This window comes from Streptomyces sp. XY006, from assembly GCF_002237655.1.
In the GTDB taxonomy this organism is placed as follows: domain Bacteria; phylum Actinomycetota; class Actinomycetes; order Streptomycetales; family Streptomycetaceae; genus Streptomyces; species Streptomyces levis.
The window spans coordinates 341155-359210 of sequence record NZ_NOKT01000002.1 but is presented as its reverse complement, the minus strand read 5'-3'; the positions used below and the strand labels follow the sequence as shown (position 1 = coordinate 359210).

Sequence of the window (18056 nt, the reverse complement as noted above, 5' to 3'; positions counted from 1 at the left end):
GACCGACCGAGAAGGAGCACCGACCATGGCAACGACCGCGGACGGCACGGCCGTACGGGCCACCGCCCTGCACGAGCTGCTGCCGCCGGTCACCCGGCGCCGCACCCGCATCGGACTGGTCGCCGGCGGACTGGGCACCTACTGGCCGCAGTTCCCCGGTCTCCTCCCGCAACTGCGGGAGTCCGCCGCCTATGTCGCCGATCGCCTGCGGGCCATGGACGCGGAGGTGACCGACGCCGGGTTCGTCTCCGACGCGCAGGAAGGAGCCCGCGCCGCCGAGCAGTTGCGCCGCGCCGACTGCGACCTGATCGTGCTGTTCCTGACCACGTACCTCACCTCCTCGATGGTGCTGCCGATCGCCCAGCGCTCGCACACGCCCGTGCTGGTCGTCGACCTCCAGCCGACCGAGCGGATGGACCACGCCTCCTTCGACACCGGCGCCTGGCTGGCCTACTGCGGGCAGTGCCCCGTCCCCGAGGTCGGCAACGTCTTCCGGCGTGCCGGCATCCCCTTCCGGTCGGTGTCGGGCTGGCTGCGGCAGGAGTCCGCCTGGCGGCGCATCGAGCGGTGGATCCGGGCCGCGCACGTCCGCGCGGCGCTCCGGCACGCCCGGCACGGCCTCATGGGGCACGTGTATCCCGGCATGCTGGACGTGCAGACCGACCCCACCCTGCTGTCCGCGACGTTCGGCTCGCACGTGGAGGTGCTGGAGTTCGACGACCTGCGCCACCGCGTGGAGCGGGTCACCGAGGCCGAGACACGGGAGCGGATGGCGCTCGCCCGGCAGGTCTTCACCCTCGACGACAGTGTCGACGAGGAGGACTTCGCCTGGGGCGCGACCGTCTCGGTCGCCCTTGACCGGCTCGTGGCGGACTTCGCCCTCGACAGCCTCGCCTACTACCACCGCGGTCTCGACGGCGAACTGCACGAGCGGCTCGGCGCCGGCATGATCCTCGGCGCCTCCCTGCTCACCGCCCGGGGCGTGCCCGCCGCCGGCGAGTACGAACTGCGCACCTCCGTCGCCCAGCTGGCCTCCCAGAGCGCCGGCACCGGAGGGTCCTTCACGGAGATCCAGGCCCTGAACTTCGAGGACGGCGTGGTGGAGATGGGCCACGACGGACCCGCCCACCTCGCCGTCGCCTCCCGCGACCCGCTGCTGCGCGGCCTCGGCGTCTACCACGGCAAACGCGGCTGGGGCGTGAGCGTCGAGTTCGACGTCCGGCACGGGCCCGTCACCCTGCTCGGACTGGGCCAGGACGCGGATGGCAGCCTGTCCTTCGTCACCTCCGAGGGCACCGTCGTACCCGGACCGCTGCTGGAGATCGGCAACACCACCAGCCGGGTCGACTTCGGCCGCGATCCCGGCGAATGGGTCGACGCGTGGAGCGCCACGGGCGTGGGCCACCACTGGTCCCTCGCGCTCGGGCACCATGCCGCGGACTTCTCGGCGGCGGCCGGTCTGCTGGGCATCGGACACCGGCACGTGTGACGGGACGACAGGACCGGATGGGTGTCGTCCCCGCTCGAATATGGGTGCGAGCACCGATGGTGGCGCCACCGGCATCCGTGTGAGGCTGGCAGCGTCGCCCGAGCCGACCGCGCACGGTCGACCGCGCACGAGCTGACTGTGGGTACGACACGTGTGCCGACGCACATGTGTCGATGGCACATCGGTCGCTCGCGCACGTGTCGTTCGCGCACGTGGTGGCTGTGCACGTGGCGACTGCCCATGTGGCGACCGCGTACGTCGTTACCGCGCACGTGGTGACCGCGCACGTGTCGTTCGTGCACGTGGCCATTACGCACGTCGTGGCCGCCGAGCGGGTCGTTCGCGCCCAGGCCGATCGCGTCCGAGTCGCGCGGCGCAGGACGCCGCCCGTCGGACCGCCCCACCAAGGAGGAGCCCTTATCCGTCCCCGCACGATGAAACGATCCGCCCGCCGCGCACCCACGAAGGCGGTGACCCGTGGGACACGCTGACAGCCTGCTCGCCATGGGCGGTGCATTCCTCGCCGCCGCCCTCCTCGCCCGCCTCGGCGGCAGGATCGGACTTCCGACGATCCCGCTGTTCATGCTCGCCGGCATCCTGCTCGGACCGCACACCCCGGGCCTGGTCATCGTCCAGGACGCGCACGACTTCGAGATGCTCTCCGCGCTCGGACTGGTGCTGCTGCTGTTCTACCTGGGTCTGGAGTTCCACCTCGACGACCTCAAGAGCGGCGGCCGGCGCCTGCTGACCGCCGGCGGCATCTACCTGCTGCTCAACGTCGGCGCCGGCCTGGCCTTCGGCTTCGCCCTGGGCTGGGGCGTCCGGGAGGCCCTCGTCCTGGCCGGCGTCCTCGGCATCTCCTCGTCCGCCATCGTCACCAAGATCCTCATCGACCTGGGCCGCATCGGCCGCCCCGAGACGCGGCTCATCCTCGGCGTCATCGTCGTGGAGGACATCTTCCTCGCCCTGTACCTCGCCGCGCTCCAGCCGGTCATCGGCGGCGCGCAGGGTCTCGGCGACATGGTCCTGCAGGGCGCCAAGGCCTTCGGTTTCCTGCTGGTGCTGGCCGCCGCGGCCCGCTACGGCACCCGGCTGGTCGGGCGGCTGATCGCGACCCGCGACAACGAACTGCTCGTGATCAGCTTCCTCGGCGCGGCCGTCCTGGTGGCCGGTGTGTCCGAGGTCCTGGGAGTCGCGGACGCCATCGGCGCGTTCATGGTCGGCCTGATCCTGGCCGGCACGCCCTCCGGCCCCCGCATCCGCGACCTGGTCCATCCGCTGCGTGACGCCTTCGCGGCCATCTTCTTCTTCGCGTTCGGTCTGTCCATCGACCCCGGTGACATCCTGTCCGTCGCCGGCCCCGTCGCCGCGGCGGCCGCGCTGACCGTCGTCATGAACGTCGTCGCGGGCCTCCTGGTCGCCAGGGTGTACCGCTACGGCACCGAGACCGCCGCCGAGATCGCCACGACCCTGGTCGCCCGGGGGGAGTTCGCGCTGATCCTGGCCGCGATGGCCGCCACCGCCGGACTCGACGCCCGCCTGGCGCCGTTCATCGCCGGGTACGTCCTCGTCCTCGCGATCCTCGGGCCCATCGCCGCCGGCCGTGCGCACCTGCTCGCCCGCGCGCTGCGGGCCGGCCAGGACCTCCTGCCCGGCCGCACGGCACACGACCGACACGCCCCGGCCCCGACGAACGGCCCCCCGGCAGGCGGCCCGCCTCCCGTCCCCGAGCCCGCCGAGGCCGAGCGCTAGCGCGACCCCGGCAAACCCGGCCCGCGGGCCCCGGCAGTCCCGCGGGCCCGGACCGGCCCCAGGGCCGGTCGGCCTGCGGTGCCCGTCGGTTCGCGGGGCCCGGTCGGTCCTGGACGCCCGTCGGCCCGCGGGGCTCGATCGGCCCGCAGTCCCGCACCGGCCTCAGCGCCCGTTCGGCCCGCAGGCCCGGCCCGGCCTCAGCGCCCGTTCGGCCCGCGGGGCTCGTCGGCCCGTGGCCCCCGTCGCCCCCAGGGACCGGCCGCCCCGCCGGGCCGGACCCCCGCCGCCTCCTCCGAACCGAGTCCTCCCCGTCCAGCGTGCCCGCCGTCCGGTGCTCGCCGCCATCCGTGGGACCACCCACTTCCGGAGCGAACACCCGCCCCACCACCCCGTGTTCGTGGGGTGCGGCCGACGGGAAGGATGGGGTCAGGGCCTGATGGCGGACGCCTCGGGAGGGGGGAGACGCTGAAGCCCCGGTGGGACAGCGGCGGCAGGCTGTCTCCCGCCACAGGGCCCGACCTCCCAGGACGTGTCATGGCCTTGGCCGTGCCCTGCCCCCCCAGCGCTGCCGGGTTCCGGAAGGAGACGCCGTGCCCCCGTCCGAAGACGAACGTCTGGTCGCTCGCGCAGCGCGCCTGGAGCGTAAGGACCCCCGGTTCGCCCGTGCCCTGCGGTCCGGCCGCCCGGTCCGGCCTCGGGAGTACCGGCGTACCGGTGCCTGGTGGGGCCTCGCCCTCGGCGTGGCCGTCCTCGGGTCGGGCATCGCCCTGTCCCAGGGCCTGCTCATCGCGTGCGGACTGGTGCTCGTCGGCCTGGCGGCGCAGCTGGTCGACCCGGACCAGGCTCGCCCGGGCCACCGGGGGCCCGGATAGCGGGGAGCAGCGGCTACACGCCGGCCCACTTGCGCAGCAGCGCCTCGCGCTCCTCACGCGCGGGGGTGCCCTCCGCCGCGTGTTCCCGGCCCCATGCGAGGAGGTCCGCGACGTCGGCCTCTCCCTCGGCCAGCCGCCGGAGGAGAGCGGTGGACAGTTCGTACTCCGAGGGCAGGTAGATCCCGCCGGTGACGGCCAGGTGCGCGTCGGCCAGGACCGTCTCCCCGGCCGTCGCCACCTCCACGGTGAACGCCGGAGGCTGCTCGCCGTCGCCGGTGACCGCGACGAGCGCCGCGTCGAACGCCATGGAGGCCAGCCGGCGCACTCCCGACCGCACCGGCACGTCGTGCGTCTCGATGCGGACCACCTCGTCCCAGGTCCAGAACCTGCCCCCGTCGACGCCGACCACCGTGACGCCGTCCTCGGTCAGCCGCACCCCGGAGGCCGCCCCCGCGGGCTCGGCCCCCACGTGCACCGAGTCCTCGCCGATCCAGAACAGGCCGACCATGGCCATGAGCGCCTCCCGCTTCGGTCCGGGGGCCTGCGGATTCGCCCCACGTGTCGCCGTAGGAGACGGTGGGCGCGGGCGAGAGGTTGCGCATCCCGGGAAGCGGCCCGGCGAGGACCGGGGTGCCGCCGTCAGGGTGGGGTCGTAACCCGTGTGAACGCCCTGGATGGTGGGACCGTCCGGCATGACTGACGGTGGTGCACGTCGAGACCGGGTCTCGTGAGCTGGCGCGGCGTCAGCTCCCCGGTCGGCGACGGAAGGACTCACCGATGCGCTCTGCCCGCATGCTGCTCGCGACGGCCACGGCCACGGCCGCCCTCGCGATCGCCGCTCCCACCGCCAGCGCCGAGGCGATGGGTGACTGGGACCACGACACGACTTCGCACAGCAAGGAGCACCACAAGGACGGGAAGCACCACGAGCCGCGCGGCGGGATGCACACGGGCGGCGGCGCGCTGACCGGGCTGACCGCGGACGACGACTGGAGCCACGACGAGGACGGCTACGGCGACCACCGTGACGACGAGGGCAAGCACGACGACCACGGCAAGGACGAGCACGGCAAGGACGAGCACGGCAAGGACGACCACGGCAAGGACTGGAACGGCAAGCACGACCGGCACGACGAGCACGGCAAGCACCACAAGCCGCGCGGCGGGGTGCACACCGGCGGCGGTGCCCTGGCCGTGGTCAACGCGGACGACTGGGACAGCTCCGACGGCGGCGACGACGCCTGGGTCGACAAGCAGGAAGAGGACGCCTACGGCGACAAGGACGAGAACGGCAAGCACGACGAGAACGGCAAGCACGAGGAGAACGGGAAGCACGACGAGAACGGCAAGCACGAGGAGGGCAAGCACGACGAGGACGGCCGGCACGACGAGCACGGCAAGGACGACCACGACAAGGGCTCCTGGCACGACAAGGGCGACAAGCACGACAAGCCGCACGGTGGCATGCACACCGGTGGCGGCGGGCTGGCCGGCACGCCGGGCGTGACCGCGGGCGGTCTCGCCGTCCTGGCGGTGGCCGGCACCGGCGTGTACGCGCTGCGCCGCCAGCGTGCGTCGCAGGGCGCCGCATGACGGATGCCTGACGCGTAAGCCGCCGTGGCCGCCGCACGCCTCTCGCGTCGCGGCGGCCCGGCTCGTCCTCCCGCGGGTCGCGCCCGCTGCCGCGCCCGACCCGCCGCCGTGCCCGAATGAGGTGGTACCCGCATGGCAGCCAGCCCTCCCTCCACGGCCCTGCCGGCCCCCGCACCGAAGAGACGGCGCCTGCGCACCGTCGTGACGGTGATCTGGCTCGCGGCCGCGCTCCTGCTCACCGCGCACCTGGTCGCGGACCGCGGCACCGTGCCGGACGCCGGCGGTCCGCCGCACGCCCCGCCGGCCGTCGCGGCCACCGCCTCCGCCGTGCCCGACGCGCCCCGGACCCCGGCGGCGCGGCCGTCCGCCGCGAACCGGGCCGCCGGCCTGCCGCGCTCCGAGCCGGTCCGTCTGCTCATCCCGAAGATCGCCGTCGACGCGCCCTTCACCGACCTGGCCATCGGCCGGACGGGTCAGCTCGATCCGCCCCCGCCCGACGACACCAACCTCGTCGGCTGGTACGCCAAGGGCCACTCGCCCGGCGAGACCGGCACCGCGATCATCGCAGGTCACGTGGACACCACGACCGCACCGGCGGTGTTCGCCCGGCTCGGGGAGCTGAAGAAGGGCGACCGGTTCCACGTGCAGCGGGCCGACGGCAGCAGGGCGACCTTCGCCGTCGACCACAAGGAGTCGTTCCGCAAGGACGCCTTCCCCAGCGAGCGCGTCTACGGCGACACCCCTGACGCCCAGGTGCGCCTGATCACCTGCGCCGGCGCCTACGACCGCCGGGCCCGGGACTACACCGAGAACCTCGTGGTCTTCGCCCGCCTCGTCTGACTTCCGGTCCTCCGGCCTGACTTGGTGTTTTACAGTGACTGCCACCAGTTCAGGCGACTGTGCGACCTGTGAGGTATTCGCGAACCATGACGACCGAAACGTTTGAGTTCCAGGTAGAGGCCCGTCAGCTGCTGCAGCTGATGATCCACTCGGTCTACTCGAACAAGGATGTCTTCCTGCGCGAGCTCGTCTCCAACGCCTCCGACGCGCTCGACAAGCTGCGTCTGGAGAAGCTGCGGGACGACGCGCTCGACGCCGACGTGTCGGATCTGCACATCGAGATCGACGTCGACCGTCAGGCCCGCACGCTCACCGTGCGGGACAACGGCATCGGCATGTCCTACGAGGAGGTCGGGCAGCTCATCGGCACCATCGCCAAGTCGGGCACGGCGACCCTGCTGAAGGAGCTGCGCGAGGCCCAGGACGCGGCCGGGGCGGAGGGGCTGATCGGCCAGTTCGGCGTCGGGTTCTACTCCGGCTTCATGGTGGCGGACGAGGTCACGCTGGTCACCCGCCGGGCCGGAGAGGGCCAGGGCACCCGCTGGAGCTCGCGCGGCGAGGCCACGTACACCCTTGAGCGTGTCGACGACGCCCCGCAGGGCACCTCCGTCACCCTCCACCTCAAGCCCGCCGACCCCGAGAACCAGCTCCACGACTACACCTCCGAGTGGAAGATCCGGGAGATCGTCAAGCGGTACTCGGACTTCATCACCTGGCCCATCCGGATGGTCCCGGAGACGGGTGACGGGGAGGACGCGCCCGAGCCGCAGACGCTGAACTCGATGAAGGCCCTGTGGGCCCGCTCGCGCGAGGAGGTGTCCGACGACGAGTACCACGAGCTGTACAAGCACATCAGCCACGACTGGCGCGAGCCGCTGGAGACGATCCGGCTCCAGGCGGAGGGCACCTTCGAGTACCAGGCGCTGCTCTTCATCCCCTCGCACGCGCCGCACGACCTGTTCACCCGGGACTTCAAGCGGGGCGTCCAGCTGTATGTGAAGCGCGTCTTCATCATGGACGACTGCGAGGCGCTGCTGCCGCCCTACCTCCGCTTCGTCAAGGGCGTCGTGGACGCGCAGGACCTCTCGCTGAACGTCTCGCGGGAGATCCTCCAGCAGGACCGCCACATCCGGATGATGCAGCGCCGGCTGACGAAGAAGGTGCTGTCCACGGTCAAGGAGATCATGACCAAGGACGCCGAGCGCTACGCCACCCTCTGGCGCGAGTTCGGCACGGTCCTGAAGGAGGGCCTGGTCACCGACTCCGACAACCGCGACGCCCTGCTGGCGGTCGCGTCGTTCGCGACCACGCACGGCGAGGAGCCGACCACGCTCGCCCAGTACGTGGAGCGGATGAAGGACGGCCAGGAGGACATCTACTACCTCACCGGCGAGTCCCGGCAGAGCATCGAGAACTCCCCGCACATGGAGGCGTTCCGCGCCAAGGGCATCGAGGTCCTGCTGCTCACCGACGCCGTCGACGAGGTGTGGGTCGACGCGGTCGGCGAGTACGAGGGCAAGAAGCTGCGGTCGGTGGCCAAGGGCGAGATCGACCTGGACGCCGAAGGCACGGAGAAGGCCGGCGAGGAGCGGGAGAAGCAGACCGAGGAGTACTCCGGTCTGCTCGGCTGGATGCGCGAGCAGCTGGACGAGGAGATCAAGGAGGTGCGCCTGTCGACGCGGCTCACCGTCTCCCCGGCCTGCGTCGTCTCCGACGCGCACGACCTGACCCCGGCCCTGGAGAACATGTACCGGGCCATGGGCCAGGAGGTGCCGCGCACCAAGCGGATCCTGGAGCTCAACCCGGGCCATCCGCTGGTGAAGGGCCTGAACCAGGCCTACCAGGAGCGGGCGGACCGCACGGAGCTGGCCGAGTCCGCGGAACTGCTGCACACCCTCGCGGTGCTCGCCGAGGGCGGCCAGCCGAAGGACCCGGCGAAGTTCGTGAAGCTGGTGGCGGACCGCCTGGAGCGCACGCTGTAGCCGCCGCCGCGGGGCCTGGCGTCACGGCGTCCGGCCGTGACGCCGTGCCGCTGTCCCGCCGTGCCGCCGTCCCGCCACGCCGTTGCCCGGCCGTCACGCCGTCACGGGACGGATCAGCGCTGGTCCGGGGCGTCCGTCGGCCGCGCGCCGGGCGGGGGCGTGCCGGTGCCCGGCGGGACGACCTCGCCCTGGACCACCCGGGGCGCGGGGGCCGTCCCGGCCTCCTCGTCCTTCGCGGCCCGGGCCTCTGCCTTGAGGATGCGGGCCGCCTTGCCGGCCGAGCGCGTCAGCTCGGGGAGCTTCTTGATCCCGATGACGGCTATGACCACGATGAGGATGATCGCGAGCTCGCTCAGTCCGAACATGGTGTCGTGTCCTTTCTCGCCCGGGCCGGGCACGGCGTGAGCGTATCGGCCGGGAAGCGCGGTGTGATCGCCGCCTCGGCAGACGAGGCGAGCAGGTGGCGCAGGTGCGGCAGCACGCCGTCGTCGACCAGCGCCCGGCGCCAGACCCGGCGGGCGTGCTCCACCTGGTCCGGGGCCGGGGGGACCACGTCACGGCGCAGGGCCGTGCGCAGCAGGGCGGCCAGGGCGACGAGCCCGGACAGCGCCGCAACGAGCGCCAGGGTCCAGCCGGCCGCGGCGAGGGAGCCGGGCAGCGGGCCGGGCGTACGGGCCGCCCGCAGGACACCGCCGACCAGGAGCAGCGCCGCCGCGGAGGTGCCCGACACGAGCGGGGTCAGCACCGCGAGGGCGGGCAGCAGACCGCCTCCGCCGCCCGGCGGCGTCTCCCGCCGGGCCGCCCCGCGCAGGGAGAGATAGACGCGGTACGGCTCGGCGGCGGCCGCCGCGAGGGTGTCGGCCCGGGCGAGGGCGTCGGCACGCAGGTGCGCGGCGCTGTGGCCGTCCGGATCCGCCGCCAGGGCGTCGCGGATGTCCGCGGTGCCGAGCGCCAGGTCCACCGCCGCTGCGAAGTCCGCGCGGTCCTCCGGACGGAGGCGGGGCGGGTGGGTCACAGGGTCTCCTGGTCCGTCGTCGGGCGGGGCACGCGGGGTGCCCGGGCCCCGGAACGCGCCGGGGTGTGGCGGCGGCCTCCGGGATCAGACACCGACGCCGAAGTCGGCGGCGATCCCGGCCAGCCCGGAGGCGTAGCCCTGGCCGACGGCGCGGAACTTCCACTCGGCGCCGTGCCGGTAGAGCTCGCCGAAGACCATGGCGGTCTCGGTGGAGGCGTCCTCGGACAGGTCGTAGCGGGCGATCTCCTGACCGCCCGCCTGGTTGACCACCCGGATGAAGGCGTTGCGGACCTGCCCGAAGCTGTGTCCGCGGTTCTCGGCGTCGTGGATGGACACCGGGAACACGATCCGGTCGATGCCGGCCGGTACGGCGGCGAGGTCCACCTTGACGCTCTCGTCGTCGCCCTCGCCCTCGCCGGTGAGGTTGTCGCCGGTGTGCTCGACCGAGCCGTCCGGGCTCCTGAGGTTGTTGTAGAAGACGAAGTGCTGGTCCGAGGGGACCTTGCCGGAGGCGTCCAGGAGCAGTGCGGAGGCGTCGAGGTCGTAGTCGGTTCCGGTGGTCGTGCGCACGTCCCAGCCCAGGCCGACCAGGACGGCGGTGAGGCCGGGCGCCTCCTTGCTGAGCGAGACGTTGCCGCCCTTGGACAGGGAAACTCCCACGGGATACTCCTTGTTGGCGTGTCGGCGGTGTGCACCGGGTGGTGGACACCGAGCGCTGTGCACTCTGAAATCTACAGCACTGTAGAAGATGGCAGGGCCGGTCCCGTGGATCTATACGATGTCGGCACGGGCAACGCAGGGCGGCGGAAGGGAGGCAGGGCGGTGACGGATCCCCGGCAGCGTCCCCGGCGGGGGCAGGGCGAGCTGGAGGCGCTGGTGCTGTCGGCGCTGCGGGAGGCGGACAGTCCGGCGACGGCCGGCTGGGTGCAGGAACGCCTCGGCGGCGACCTCGCGTACACGACGGTGATCACCATCCTGACCCGGCTGCTCGGCAAGGGCGCGGTCACCCGGGAGCGGGCGGGCCGGTCCTTCGTCTGGACGCCCGCCGCCGACCAGGCGGGTCTGGCCGCGCGGAAGATGCGCAAGGTCCTGGACGCCGAGAGCGACCGCGAGGCCGTGCTGGCCAGCTTCCTCACCGGCCTCGGACCGGACGACGAGCGGCTGCTGCGCGAGCTGCTGGAGCAGGCCCACGGCGAGGGGGAAGACTGAAGCCTCATGGGGGTCTTCGTCTTTCTGCCGCTGGTCCTGCCGCTCACGGCCTGGCCGGTCGCGCGCCTCGCCGAACAGCATCTGCATCCGCGCACCGCGACCCGGCTGCTGACCGCGCTCGCCGTGGTGCTCGCCCTGTGCAGCACGGTGTGCCTCGGTCTGGTGATGGTGGTGGGCACCGCCCAGCTGCCCGGCAACCCGCTGCCCGACGGCTGGTCCGACCCCGAGGTGCGGGCGGCGGTGCCGTACGACGAGATCGTCGGCAGGGCCGCCATTCCCGCGCTGTGCGCCGTCCTGGTGGCCTGCGCCCGGACGCTGGGGCGGCACGCCCGGGTGCGCCGCCGGGCCCACCGCGCGCTGGCCGGGCTGCCGGACACGGAGGTGGCCGTCCTGCCCGACGCCGCCCCTTATGCGTACGCGCTGCCCGGCCGCCGGGCCCGCGGGGCGCGGGCCGGTCGCGTCGTGGTGACCACGGCCCTGCTGGACCGGCTGGCGCCGGGCGAGCGCCGGGCCCTGTTCGCCCACGAGCGGGCCCATCTGGCCGGCCGGCACGACCGCTTCCTGCTCGCCGTGCGGCTCGCCGCCCGGGCCAACCCCTTTCTGCGGCCGCTGGGCACCGCCGTGGCGTACACGGCGGAGCGGTGGGCCGACGAGGAGGCGGCCCGGGTGATCGGCAGCCGCCGCACGGTGGCCCGCGCCATCGGCACCGCCGCGCTCCTCTCCCGGGGCACCCCGGCACCCACGCTCGCGGGGCTCGCCGCGCCCGGCCCGGTGCCGCGCCGGGTCGCCGCGCTGCTCGGCCCGGCACCGGCGGCGCGCAACTGGCCCCCGGCCTTCACCTCGGTCGGGCTGGCGGCGTGGGGCGCGGCGGCCGGGACGGCGGTGTCCGCCATGTCGTCCGCGAACTCGGCGGTGACGATGGTGTTCATCCTGCACGCGGCGACCCCGCTCTGAGCGTGCCCCGGGGATCAGCCCTCCTCTTCCTCCTCCTCGCCCTCGAAGAAGTCCCCGATCTCGTCCACGACTTCGCCCGCCACCATGCCGCCGGCGACCCCGACCGCGAGGCCGGCCGCGCCCGCGGCGACGGCGGTGCCCATGCCCGGGCCCGAGCGGCGGCCGTGGTGGTGCTCCTCGAAGCCGTGGCCGTGGCCGCCCGGGCCGAACGCGGTGGGGGAGCCGTACGGCGCCCGCTGTTCGACCAGCTGCCGGATCCAGCCGTCCACGAGCGCGGGCCAGTCCTGGTGCCCGACCTGGTCGTGGGAGACGGTGAAGCGGGTCAGCGCGTCGTGGCCGGGGGACAGGAGGCCGCCGCGCTTGTCCGCCTCCAGCACCACCTCCATGCCGGCGGGATCGGCCAGGAAGGTCAGCTCGATCTCGTCGACCTGGTCGGCGTACCGGGGCGACGGGACGAGTTCGATCTCCTGGTAGAAGGGCAGCCGCTGGCCCGTGCCGCCGATGCGGCCGTACTCCAGGTCGGCCGAGCGGAAGCCGAACCCGAGCCCGCCGAGGGCTTCCAGGACCGCCTCCTGCGCGGGCAGCGGGGCGACGTTCAGCGGGTCCAGGTCGCCCTTGTCCTTCGCGCCCGCCACCGACAGCTCGGTGCGCACGCCCAGGACGACGCCCAGGTGCTGGCCGTGCAGTTCGGTGACCGGCGTCTCCCACGGCACCGTCACGCCGAACGGCACCTCGCGCTCCTCGCCCTCGGCCAGCCGGAAGCCGCCGCCGACGGTGAAGCGGTCGAAGGCGACGACGCCCTCGCTCTCCCCGCCCTCGTGCTCCGCCTCGACGCGGGCCACCAGCTCCAGGGTGATGTGCTCGATCTCGAAGCCGGCGGTGCCGCCCTTGAGCAGGACCCGGCCGGTGAGTGTGCCGCCGGGGCGGACGGGTGCCGGGTCGAGAACCGTGTCGACCGTGGGGCCGCCCACACCGAGCGCGCCGAGCAGTCGTTTGAACACCATGGTGGCGTCCACTCCTTCACAGGGGAGAGCTGTCACGAAGAGAACCTGCCTGACTTCTACAGGCCTGTAGAAGTCTAACCCTCCCCGTGCCCCCGCGACGCGGGGACCAGCCCACGACGCGGCCCGGTTCGAGCCGGTCGAGGTCCGGCGCCCAGGCGCTCGCGTTGCCGAACCGCACCCGGTCGGCTCCCTTCACCACATCGGTCGCCCAGCTGCAGTCCACCGGCGACCAGCAAGTCCCGCCGCGCTACGCGCCCATCGCGGCCTGGACCCTCTGCCGCTCGGCCTGCCCGGCTGGACGGACGCATGGCCGGCCCTCGGCATGCGCGGACCCGGCGACCGGGCGGCGTACCTGTCGGTGTGGCGGCGCGGCGGACCGTCCCGGCTGCGCCTGCCGGTCCGGCATCTGGCGGGCAGGGCGGTCCGGGCAGACGTCCTGCACCCGCCCCGTGCCGAGCCGTCCCGAGACGGCGGCGCGCTCACGGTGGACGTGCCGCGCACGCCCGGCGCGCTGCTGATCCGGTTCGCGCCGGGGCAATCGAGCCGGCCCGCCCGGTGGCCGGACCGGAGGAGCCGGTCCCGAGGGGCGGGTGAGGGGTGGGCTCAGCGGCGGGAGGCTCGTAGATTGGTGGGAGCGGGCGTCGCGCTCGCGGACCCCAGAGAGCGCCCTCCATGGCAGCGGACATCGACTTCACGGCGTTCTTCGACGCCACCCCGAGCCCGTACCTGGTGCTGGACACGGACCTGGTGATCCGCTATGCCAACCACGCCTACCTGGAGGCCACCAACCGCTCCAGACCGCATCTGGTGGGCAAGTACTTCTTCGACGCGCTGCCGGCCAACCCGGGCACCGACGGCGACGCGGAACGGAACCTGGAGGAGTCCCTGCGCCGGGTGCTCGCCACCGGAGCCCCGGACATCCTGGTCCTGCAGCGGTACGACATCTCCGCCCCCGGACGGCCCGGCGGCTTCGAGGAGCGCTGGTGGTCCAACACCCACACCCCGATCCCCGCCGCCGACGGCAAGGTCGCGTGGATCGTCCAGCGGTCCGAGGACGTCACCGCGTTCGTCCACTCCAGCCGGGTGCGCCGGCTCACGGAGGAGTTCTCCGAACGGGAGAAGGGCATGGCGGCCGAGCTCTACGTACGGGCCCGTGAGCTGCACCGGCTCAACGAGGTACTCCGCGAGGCCCACGAACGGGAACGCCAGGTCGCCGTCGCCCTCCAGGAGGCGATGCTCCAGGACCACGACCTGACCCGGCACGACGACAACATCGCCGTGCGCTACCTGCCCGCGACCCGGTCGCTCAACGTCTGCGGCGACTGGTACGACGTGGTCGACCTGCCCCCCGACCGCTATGCCGCCGCGGTCGGTGACGTCGTAGGCCACGGTCTGGAGGCCGCGGCCGTGATGGGGATGCTCCGCAGCGCGCTGAGCGCGGCCATCCGGGCCATCCCGAGTCCCGCCCAGGCCCTGGAGGTGCTCGGCCTGTACGCCCGCTCCGTCGACGGGGCGATGGCGGCCACCGCGGTCAAGGTGCTCGTCGACACCCGCAGCCGGCTGATCGTCTACAGCAACGCGGGACACGTGCCGCCGGTCCTGCTCCACCCCGACGGGACCCGCGAGCTGCTGGACCAGGCCACCGACCCGCCGCTCGGCGCCCGCCCGTACCACGTCCCCCGACCGCAGGCCGGCCTGCCCTACACGCCGGGCGACACCCTGGTGCTCTACACCGACGGGCTTGTCGAGCGCCGCGGCGAGGACATCGACACCGGCCTGGACCGCCTGGCCACGGCGCTCGCCCACAACGTCGACCTGGCTCCCGGCCTGCTGGCGGACGCCGTGCTCGCCCACCTCGGCGTCGCCGGCGGAGCACCCGACGACATCGCCCTCGTGGTCATCCGGCTGTGACGCCGCCCGTCCCGCGCCCGCGCGCCTCCGGGCGGAACGCCCACGTCATCCGGGGCTCCACCACCCAGCGGAACAGGCGCGGCACCGGCCGGGTGCACAGCGCCGTCACGAGGACCGCGGCGGCGGCCGTCACGACGACCGCGCCCAGCGGCCGGTGCACCCACGCCGGGTCGTACCAGCCCCAGAACTTCGATCCCTGGGCCACGAAGCCATGCAGCAGATAGCCGTACAGCGTGCCCGCGCCCAGCGCGGTGAACCACGCGCGGCGCCCCGGCACCCACGCCAGGAAGCAGGCCACCAGCACCAGTGAGCAGCCGAAGGTCACCAGGGTCATGACCGGCCCGTACCAGGCGGGCGCGGCCAGTTCCGCCGCGCTGTCCCGGTGGTAGAACCAGGCGCCGCTCATCCGTGGGACCGCCCAGTACGCCACGGCGGCCGCGCAGACGAACACCGGCACGGCGAGGATCCGCACCCTGCGGCGGCGAACCCACTGGAAGTGCTCGGGCTTCAGCAGCAGGCCGAGGACGAAGTACGGCAGGAACTGCAGGGTGCGCTGCAGATCGAGGTCGTCGCCGATCGACGGCGAGAGAGTCGCGAGCATCGCGACGGCCAGCGCGAGCGGCAGCGGCCACCGCACCCGCTGCCACAGCGGCGTGGTCAGCCGCCAGATGAACAGCGCCGCCAGGAACCAGGTCAGATACAGGGGATCCAGCAGGCTGACCGGCCGGTCCGGCTCCTGGTCGGTCCACCGCGTGAACAGGGTGTACGCCGTCTCGAACACGACGTACGGCACCGCGAGGCCGGTGACCAGCCGCCTGAGGCGTCCCGGGGCCGCGTCGAAGGAGCGCGAGAAGTAGCCGGAGACGACGATGAACGCCGGCATGTGGAAGGCGTACACGAACAGGTAGAGGGCGCTGACCGTCCGGCTGCCGTCGCGCAGCGGCTCCCAGGCGTGCCCCACGGCCACCAGCACGATGGCCAGGTACTTGGCGTTGTCGAAGAACGCGTCCCGCTGCCCGTCCGGCCGTGCCGCGGGCCCTTCCTCGCGTGCGGTTCCGCCGGCCGGGACCGCGCGGACGCGCAGGCGCAGGGTGTCCTCGCTCACCGGGGCCTCCGCGGGGCGTGCGGGGGTCCCGGAGGGGCGCATACGCGTGGTGCCGGGGGGACGGCCAGGGGATGCCGGTGTGACATCCCCGCCGCCTGACCAGTGCGCGACGGCGTAAACCGCCGGCCCCGCGGGTGTGGCGCGCTTCACACCGGTGGGGGCGGTGCCGCCGGACCCGGGCGACCTGGGCCGCGGCGGCACCGCCGCTCGGAGCGCGGTCAGCTCACGGAGCAGGCCGCGCCGTTCAGGGTGAACGCCGCCGGGCTGGGGTTCGAGGCGCCCCGGGTGCCCGTGAAGCCCAGGGTGACCGTACCGCCGGCGGGGACGGTCGCCGTGTACGGAGCGGCCGTGACGGCGACCTCGGAGCCGCTCTGCGTCGCCGTGCCGCCCCAGAGGCTGGTGATCCGCTGGCCGTCCGGGAAGGTCCAGCGCAGCGTCCAGCCGTCGACCGACTGCGTGCCGGTGTTGCGCAGGGTGATCTCACCCTGGAAGCCGCCGGGCCAGCTGCCCGTCACCCGGTAGCCGACCCCGCACCCCGACGAGGTGCCGCCCGGCGAGGTCGTCACCGTCACCGTGCCCGAGCGGGGCGAGCGGTTGCCGGCGGCGTCACGGGCGTAGACGGCGAAGGTGTGGGAGGTCGAGGGGGCCAGGCCGGTCAGGGTCGCGGAGGTGCCGGCCGTGCTGGTCGCGACCGTCTCCGTGCCGCCGCCGATCCGGACCACGTCGTAGCCGGTGACACCCGACGCGTCGGTGGCGGCGCCCCACGCCAGGGTCACGGAGGAGGACGTCACCCCCGAGGCGGTCGGGGTGCCGGGGGCCGTCGGGGGAGTGGTGTCGCCACCGCCAGAGGAGTAGATCGCGGCCTCCTCGGCGGTGGCGGCGATGCCGTTCGCGCCGTCGAACAGGCGCCGGCCCCAGCCGGTGAGCTGGTCCGGGTCGAAGTCCGTGACCAGGTCCAGGTACTCGACGCCACCGCCGTTGCCGCTCCAGGACCAGCCGAGGTAGCCGAGGCGGAGCTGCTGGGCCACGGCCAGGATCGTGTCCTCGTCCGGGTTGCCGTCCGAGTGGTCGTGGCCGAACTCGCCCACCACGACGGGGAGTTTGGCGGCGACGAAGCGGTTCAGGTAGTCGGTGATCCCGTCGGCGGTGTCGAAGACGCCGTACATGTGGATCGAGAAGACGGTGTTGGCGTCCGGGTCGGCGGCGAGGACCGAGGCGGCGTTGTCGCGCATGGTGAACGCCCAGTCCTGGCCCCAGTTGGGCGCGTCGACCATGATCGTGTGGCCGAACCCGGCGTCGCGCAGCTTCCGGATCGCCGCCTTGGTGTCGGCCGTCCACGCCGAGTAACCGGTGTTGCCGTACGGCTCGTTGCCGATGTTGACGATGACGTGGTCCTCCTGGCCGGTCAGCGCGCTCCGCACGCCGATCCAGTAGTCGGCGGCGCGGGAGAGCGTGACGGCTCCGCTCTGTTCGCCGTAGCCGGTGGTGTCGTGCACCTCCAGGACACAGATCAGCCGGTTCCGCTTGCACTGTGCGACCACGTTCGCCACGTCGGCGGTGTCGTTGCGGGTCCAGCGGTCACCGCTGGAGAGGACCACGCGGACGGTGTTGGCGCCCTTGGCCTTGATGTGGGCGAGGGAGCCGATCCGGTCCGGGTACCAGGTGTGCGCGTGGTTGACGCCGCGCATCACGAAGTCGTTCCCGGAAGCCTCCAGGAGCCGGCCGTTCTCGACACGGAAGCCGGTGGGGGCGGCGTGGGCCGGGGAGGTGAGCGCGAGGCAGGACAGGAACATGCCGAGCAGGACGGCGGCGACGGTGACCGGCCGGGTGAGGGAGGAGGGTGGTGCCTGGGCTCTCATGGCGGCTCCGGGTGTGGGGTCGGATGGGGCCTGGTGCGGGTGTCGGCCGGGTGTGGGGTCGGATGGGGCCTGGTGCGGGTGTCGGCCGGGTGTGTTGGGCCGGCCTGTTCGCGTGCGGTGGGGCCGTGCGGGGCGGGACGGTGGCGTCCAGATGGGGCCGGGCCCGGCCGCGCTTCAGGAGGTCGTCGTCCGCAGGGTGCATGTGACGGTCGCCGCCGGGGCGCCGGCGGTTGCCGGGGCGGTGGCCGTGAAACCGAACGTGGCACTCGCGCCCGGCGGAGGGGTGGGAGCGCTCCCATGTCATCAAGCCACCGCTGTCCGTGACGCGTCAAGGGGTGTGCCGCGGCACCCGCGCCCAGTGGGAACGACCGGCGCGGTGACGAACGGCCCGGAACGAACGGCGACCCGTACGCGCGGTGTTCAGGTCCGTGCGTACGGGTCGCCCCTGCCGAGGGGGAGGCGGTGCCGGCT

16 protein-coding genes are annotated in these 18056 nt (G+C 73.5%); 9 read left to right on the top strand and 7 right to left on the bottom strand.

What is annotated here, in order from left to right:
• Positions 1-25 precede the first annotated feature (25 nt).
• From CHR28_RS04195 to CHR28_RS04185, 3 genes are all read left to right on the top strand, one after another.
• Complete coding sequence (locus CHR28_RS04195) at positions 26-1489, top strand: L-fucose/L-arabinose isomerase family protein (protein ID WP_094052053.1); 1464 nt, start codon at positions 26-28, stop codon at positions 1487-1489.
• 477 nt (positions 1490-1966) lie between these two features.
• On the top strand, positions 1967-3241 hold the full coding sequence (locus CHR28_RS04190; protein ID WP_256984112.1) for a cation:proton antiporter: 1275 nt from the start codon (positions 1967-1969) through the stop codon (positions 3239-3241).
• A gap of 590 nt (positions 3242-3831) precedes the next feature.
• Positions 3832-4113, top strand: a complete 282-nt coding sequence (locus CHR28_RS04185) for a DUF3040 domain-containing protein (protein ID WP_094052052.1) — start codon at positions 3832-3834, stop codon at positions 4111-4113.
• Between the two features lie 13 nt (positions 4114-4126).
• Here the strand turns inward: CHR28_RS04185 and CHR28_RS04180 are convergent, their stop codons facing one another.
• On the bottom strand, positions 4127-4627 hold the full coding sequence (locus tag CHR28_RS04180; protein WP_094052051.1) for a hypothetical protein: 501 nt from the start codon (positions 4625-4627) through the stop codon (positions 4127-4129).
• Between the two features lie 263 nt (positions 4628-4890).
• Between CHR28_RS04180 and CHR28_RS04175 the strand changes: the two genes are divergently transcribed.
• The 3 genes from CHR28_RS04175 to htpG all read left to right on the top strand — a co-directional run bounded on the left by CHR28_RS04175 (position 4891) and on the right by htpG (position 8528).
• Positions 4891-5706, top strand: coding sequence for a hypothetical protein (locus tag CHR28_RS04175; protein ID WP_094052050.1), 816 nt, complete (start codon positions 4891-4893; stop codon positions 5704-5706).
• A 132-nt stretch (positions 5707-5838) separates the two neighbouring features.
• Positions 5839-6546, top strand: a complete 708-nt coding sequence (locus tag CHR28_RS04170) for a class F sortase (RefSeq protein WP_094052049.1) — start codon at positions 5839-5841, stop codon at positions 6544-6546.
• Positions 6547-6632: 86 nt separating this feature from the next.
• Positions 6633-8528 (top strand): molecular chaperone HtpG, encoded by a 1896-nt coding sequence (htpG, locus tag CHR28_RS04165; protein WP_094052048.1) that lies wholly within the window; start codon positions 6633-6635, stop codon positions 8526-8528.
• Between the two features lie 113 nt (positions 8529-8641).
• Here the strand turns inward: htpG and CHR28_RS04160 are convergent, their stop codons facing one another.
• The 3 genes from CHR28_RS04160 to CHR28_RS04150 all read right to left on the bottom strand — a co-directional run bounded on the left by CHR28_RS04160 (position 8642) and on the right by CHR28_RS04150 (position 10203).
• Positions 8642-8893: a twin-arginine translocase TatA/TatE family subunit gene (locus tag CHR28_RS04160; protein ID WP_094052047.1), complete on the bottom strand. Its 252-nt coding sequence runs from the start codon at positions 8891-8893 to the stop codon at positions 8642-8644.
• Positions 8881-9543 carry a hypothetical protein gene (locus tag CHR28_RS04155; protein ID WP_094052046.1) on the bottom strand — a complete coding sequence of 221 codons (663 nt, stop codon included), beginning with the start codon at positions 9541-9543 and terminating at the stop codon, positions 8881-8883. The genes CHR28_RS04160 and CHR28_RS04155 overlap by 13 nt, the downstream gene beginning before the upstream one ends.
• 84 nt (positions 9544-9627) lie before the next feature.
• A complete protein-coding gene (locus tag CHR28_RS04150; RefSeq protein ID WP_094052045.1) occupies positions 9628-10203 on the bottom strand; it encodes a TerD family protein in 576 nt (191 codons plus the stop codon).
• A gap of 162 nt (positions 10204-10365) precedes the next feature.
• Here CHR28_RS04150 and CHR28_RS04145 point away from each other — a divergent pair, with 162 nt between their 5' ends.
• Together CHR28_RS04145 and CHR28_RS04140 are read left to right on the top strand one after the other, a co-directional pair.
• Positions 10366-10752 carry a BlaI/MecI/CopY family transcriptional regulator gene (locus CHR28_RS04145; RefSeq protein WP_094052044.1) on the top strand — a complete coding sequence of 129 codons (387 nt, stop codon included), beginning with the start codon at positions 10366-10368 and terminating at the stop codon, positions 10750-10752.
• Positions 10753-10758: 6 nt separating this feature from the next.
• Positions 10759-11706, top strand: a complete 948-nt coding sequence (locus CHR28_RS04140; protein WP_094052043.1) for a M56 family metallopeptidase — start codon at positions 10759-10761, stop codon at positions 11704-11706.
• 14 nt (positions 11707-11720) lie between these two features.
• On the opposite strand, the gene CHR28_RS04135 is transcribed toward CHR28_RS04140, so the two are convergent.
• The gene (locus CHR28_RS04135) at positions 11721-12710 is read right to left on the bottom strand and encodes a sporulation protein (RefSeq protein ID WP_094052042.1); all 990 of its coding nucleotides are present in this window, start codon (positions 12708-12710) and stop codon (positions 11721-11723) included.
• Positions 12711-13382: 672 nt separating this feature from the next.
• On the opposite strand from CHR28_RS04135, the gene CHR28_RS04125 reads away from it, so the two are divergent.
• Positions 13383-14621, top strand: a complete 1239-nt coding sequence (locus CHR28_RS04125) for a PP2C family protein-serine/threonine phosphatase (RefSeq protein ID WP_094052041.1) — start codon at positions 13383-13385, stop codon at positions 14619-14621.
• On the opposite strand, the gene CHR28_RS04120 is transcribed toward CHR28_RS04125, so the two are convergent.
• Positions 14608-15768 carry an acyltransferase family protein gene (locus tag CHR28_RS04120; RefSeq protein ID WP_094052040.1) on the bottom strand — a complete coding sequence of 387 codons (1161 nt, stop codon included), beginning with the start codon at positions 15766-15768 and terminating at the stop codon, positions 14608-14610. The genes CHR28_RS04125 and CHR28_RS04120 overlap by 14 nt on opposite strands.
• Before the next feature lie 176 nt (positions 15769-15944).
• A complete protein-coding gene (locus CHR28_RS04115) occupies positions 15945-17585 on the bottom strand; it encodes a cellulase family glycosylhydrolase (protein ID WP_094052039.1) in 1641 nt (546 codons plus the stop codon).
• Between the last annotated feature and the right edge of the window lie 471 nt (positions 17586-18056).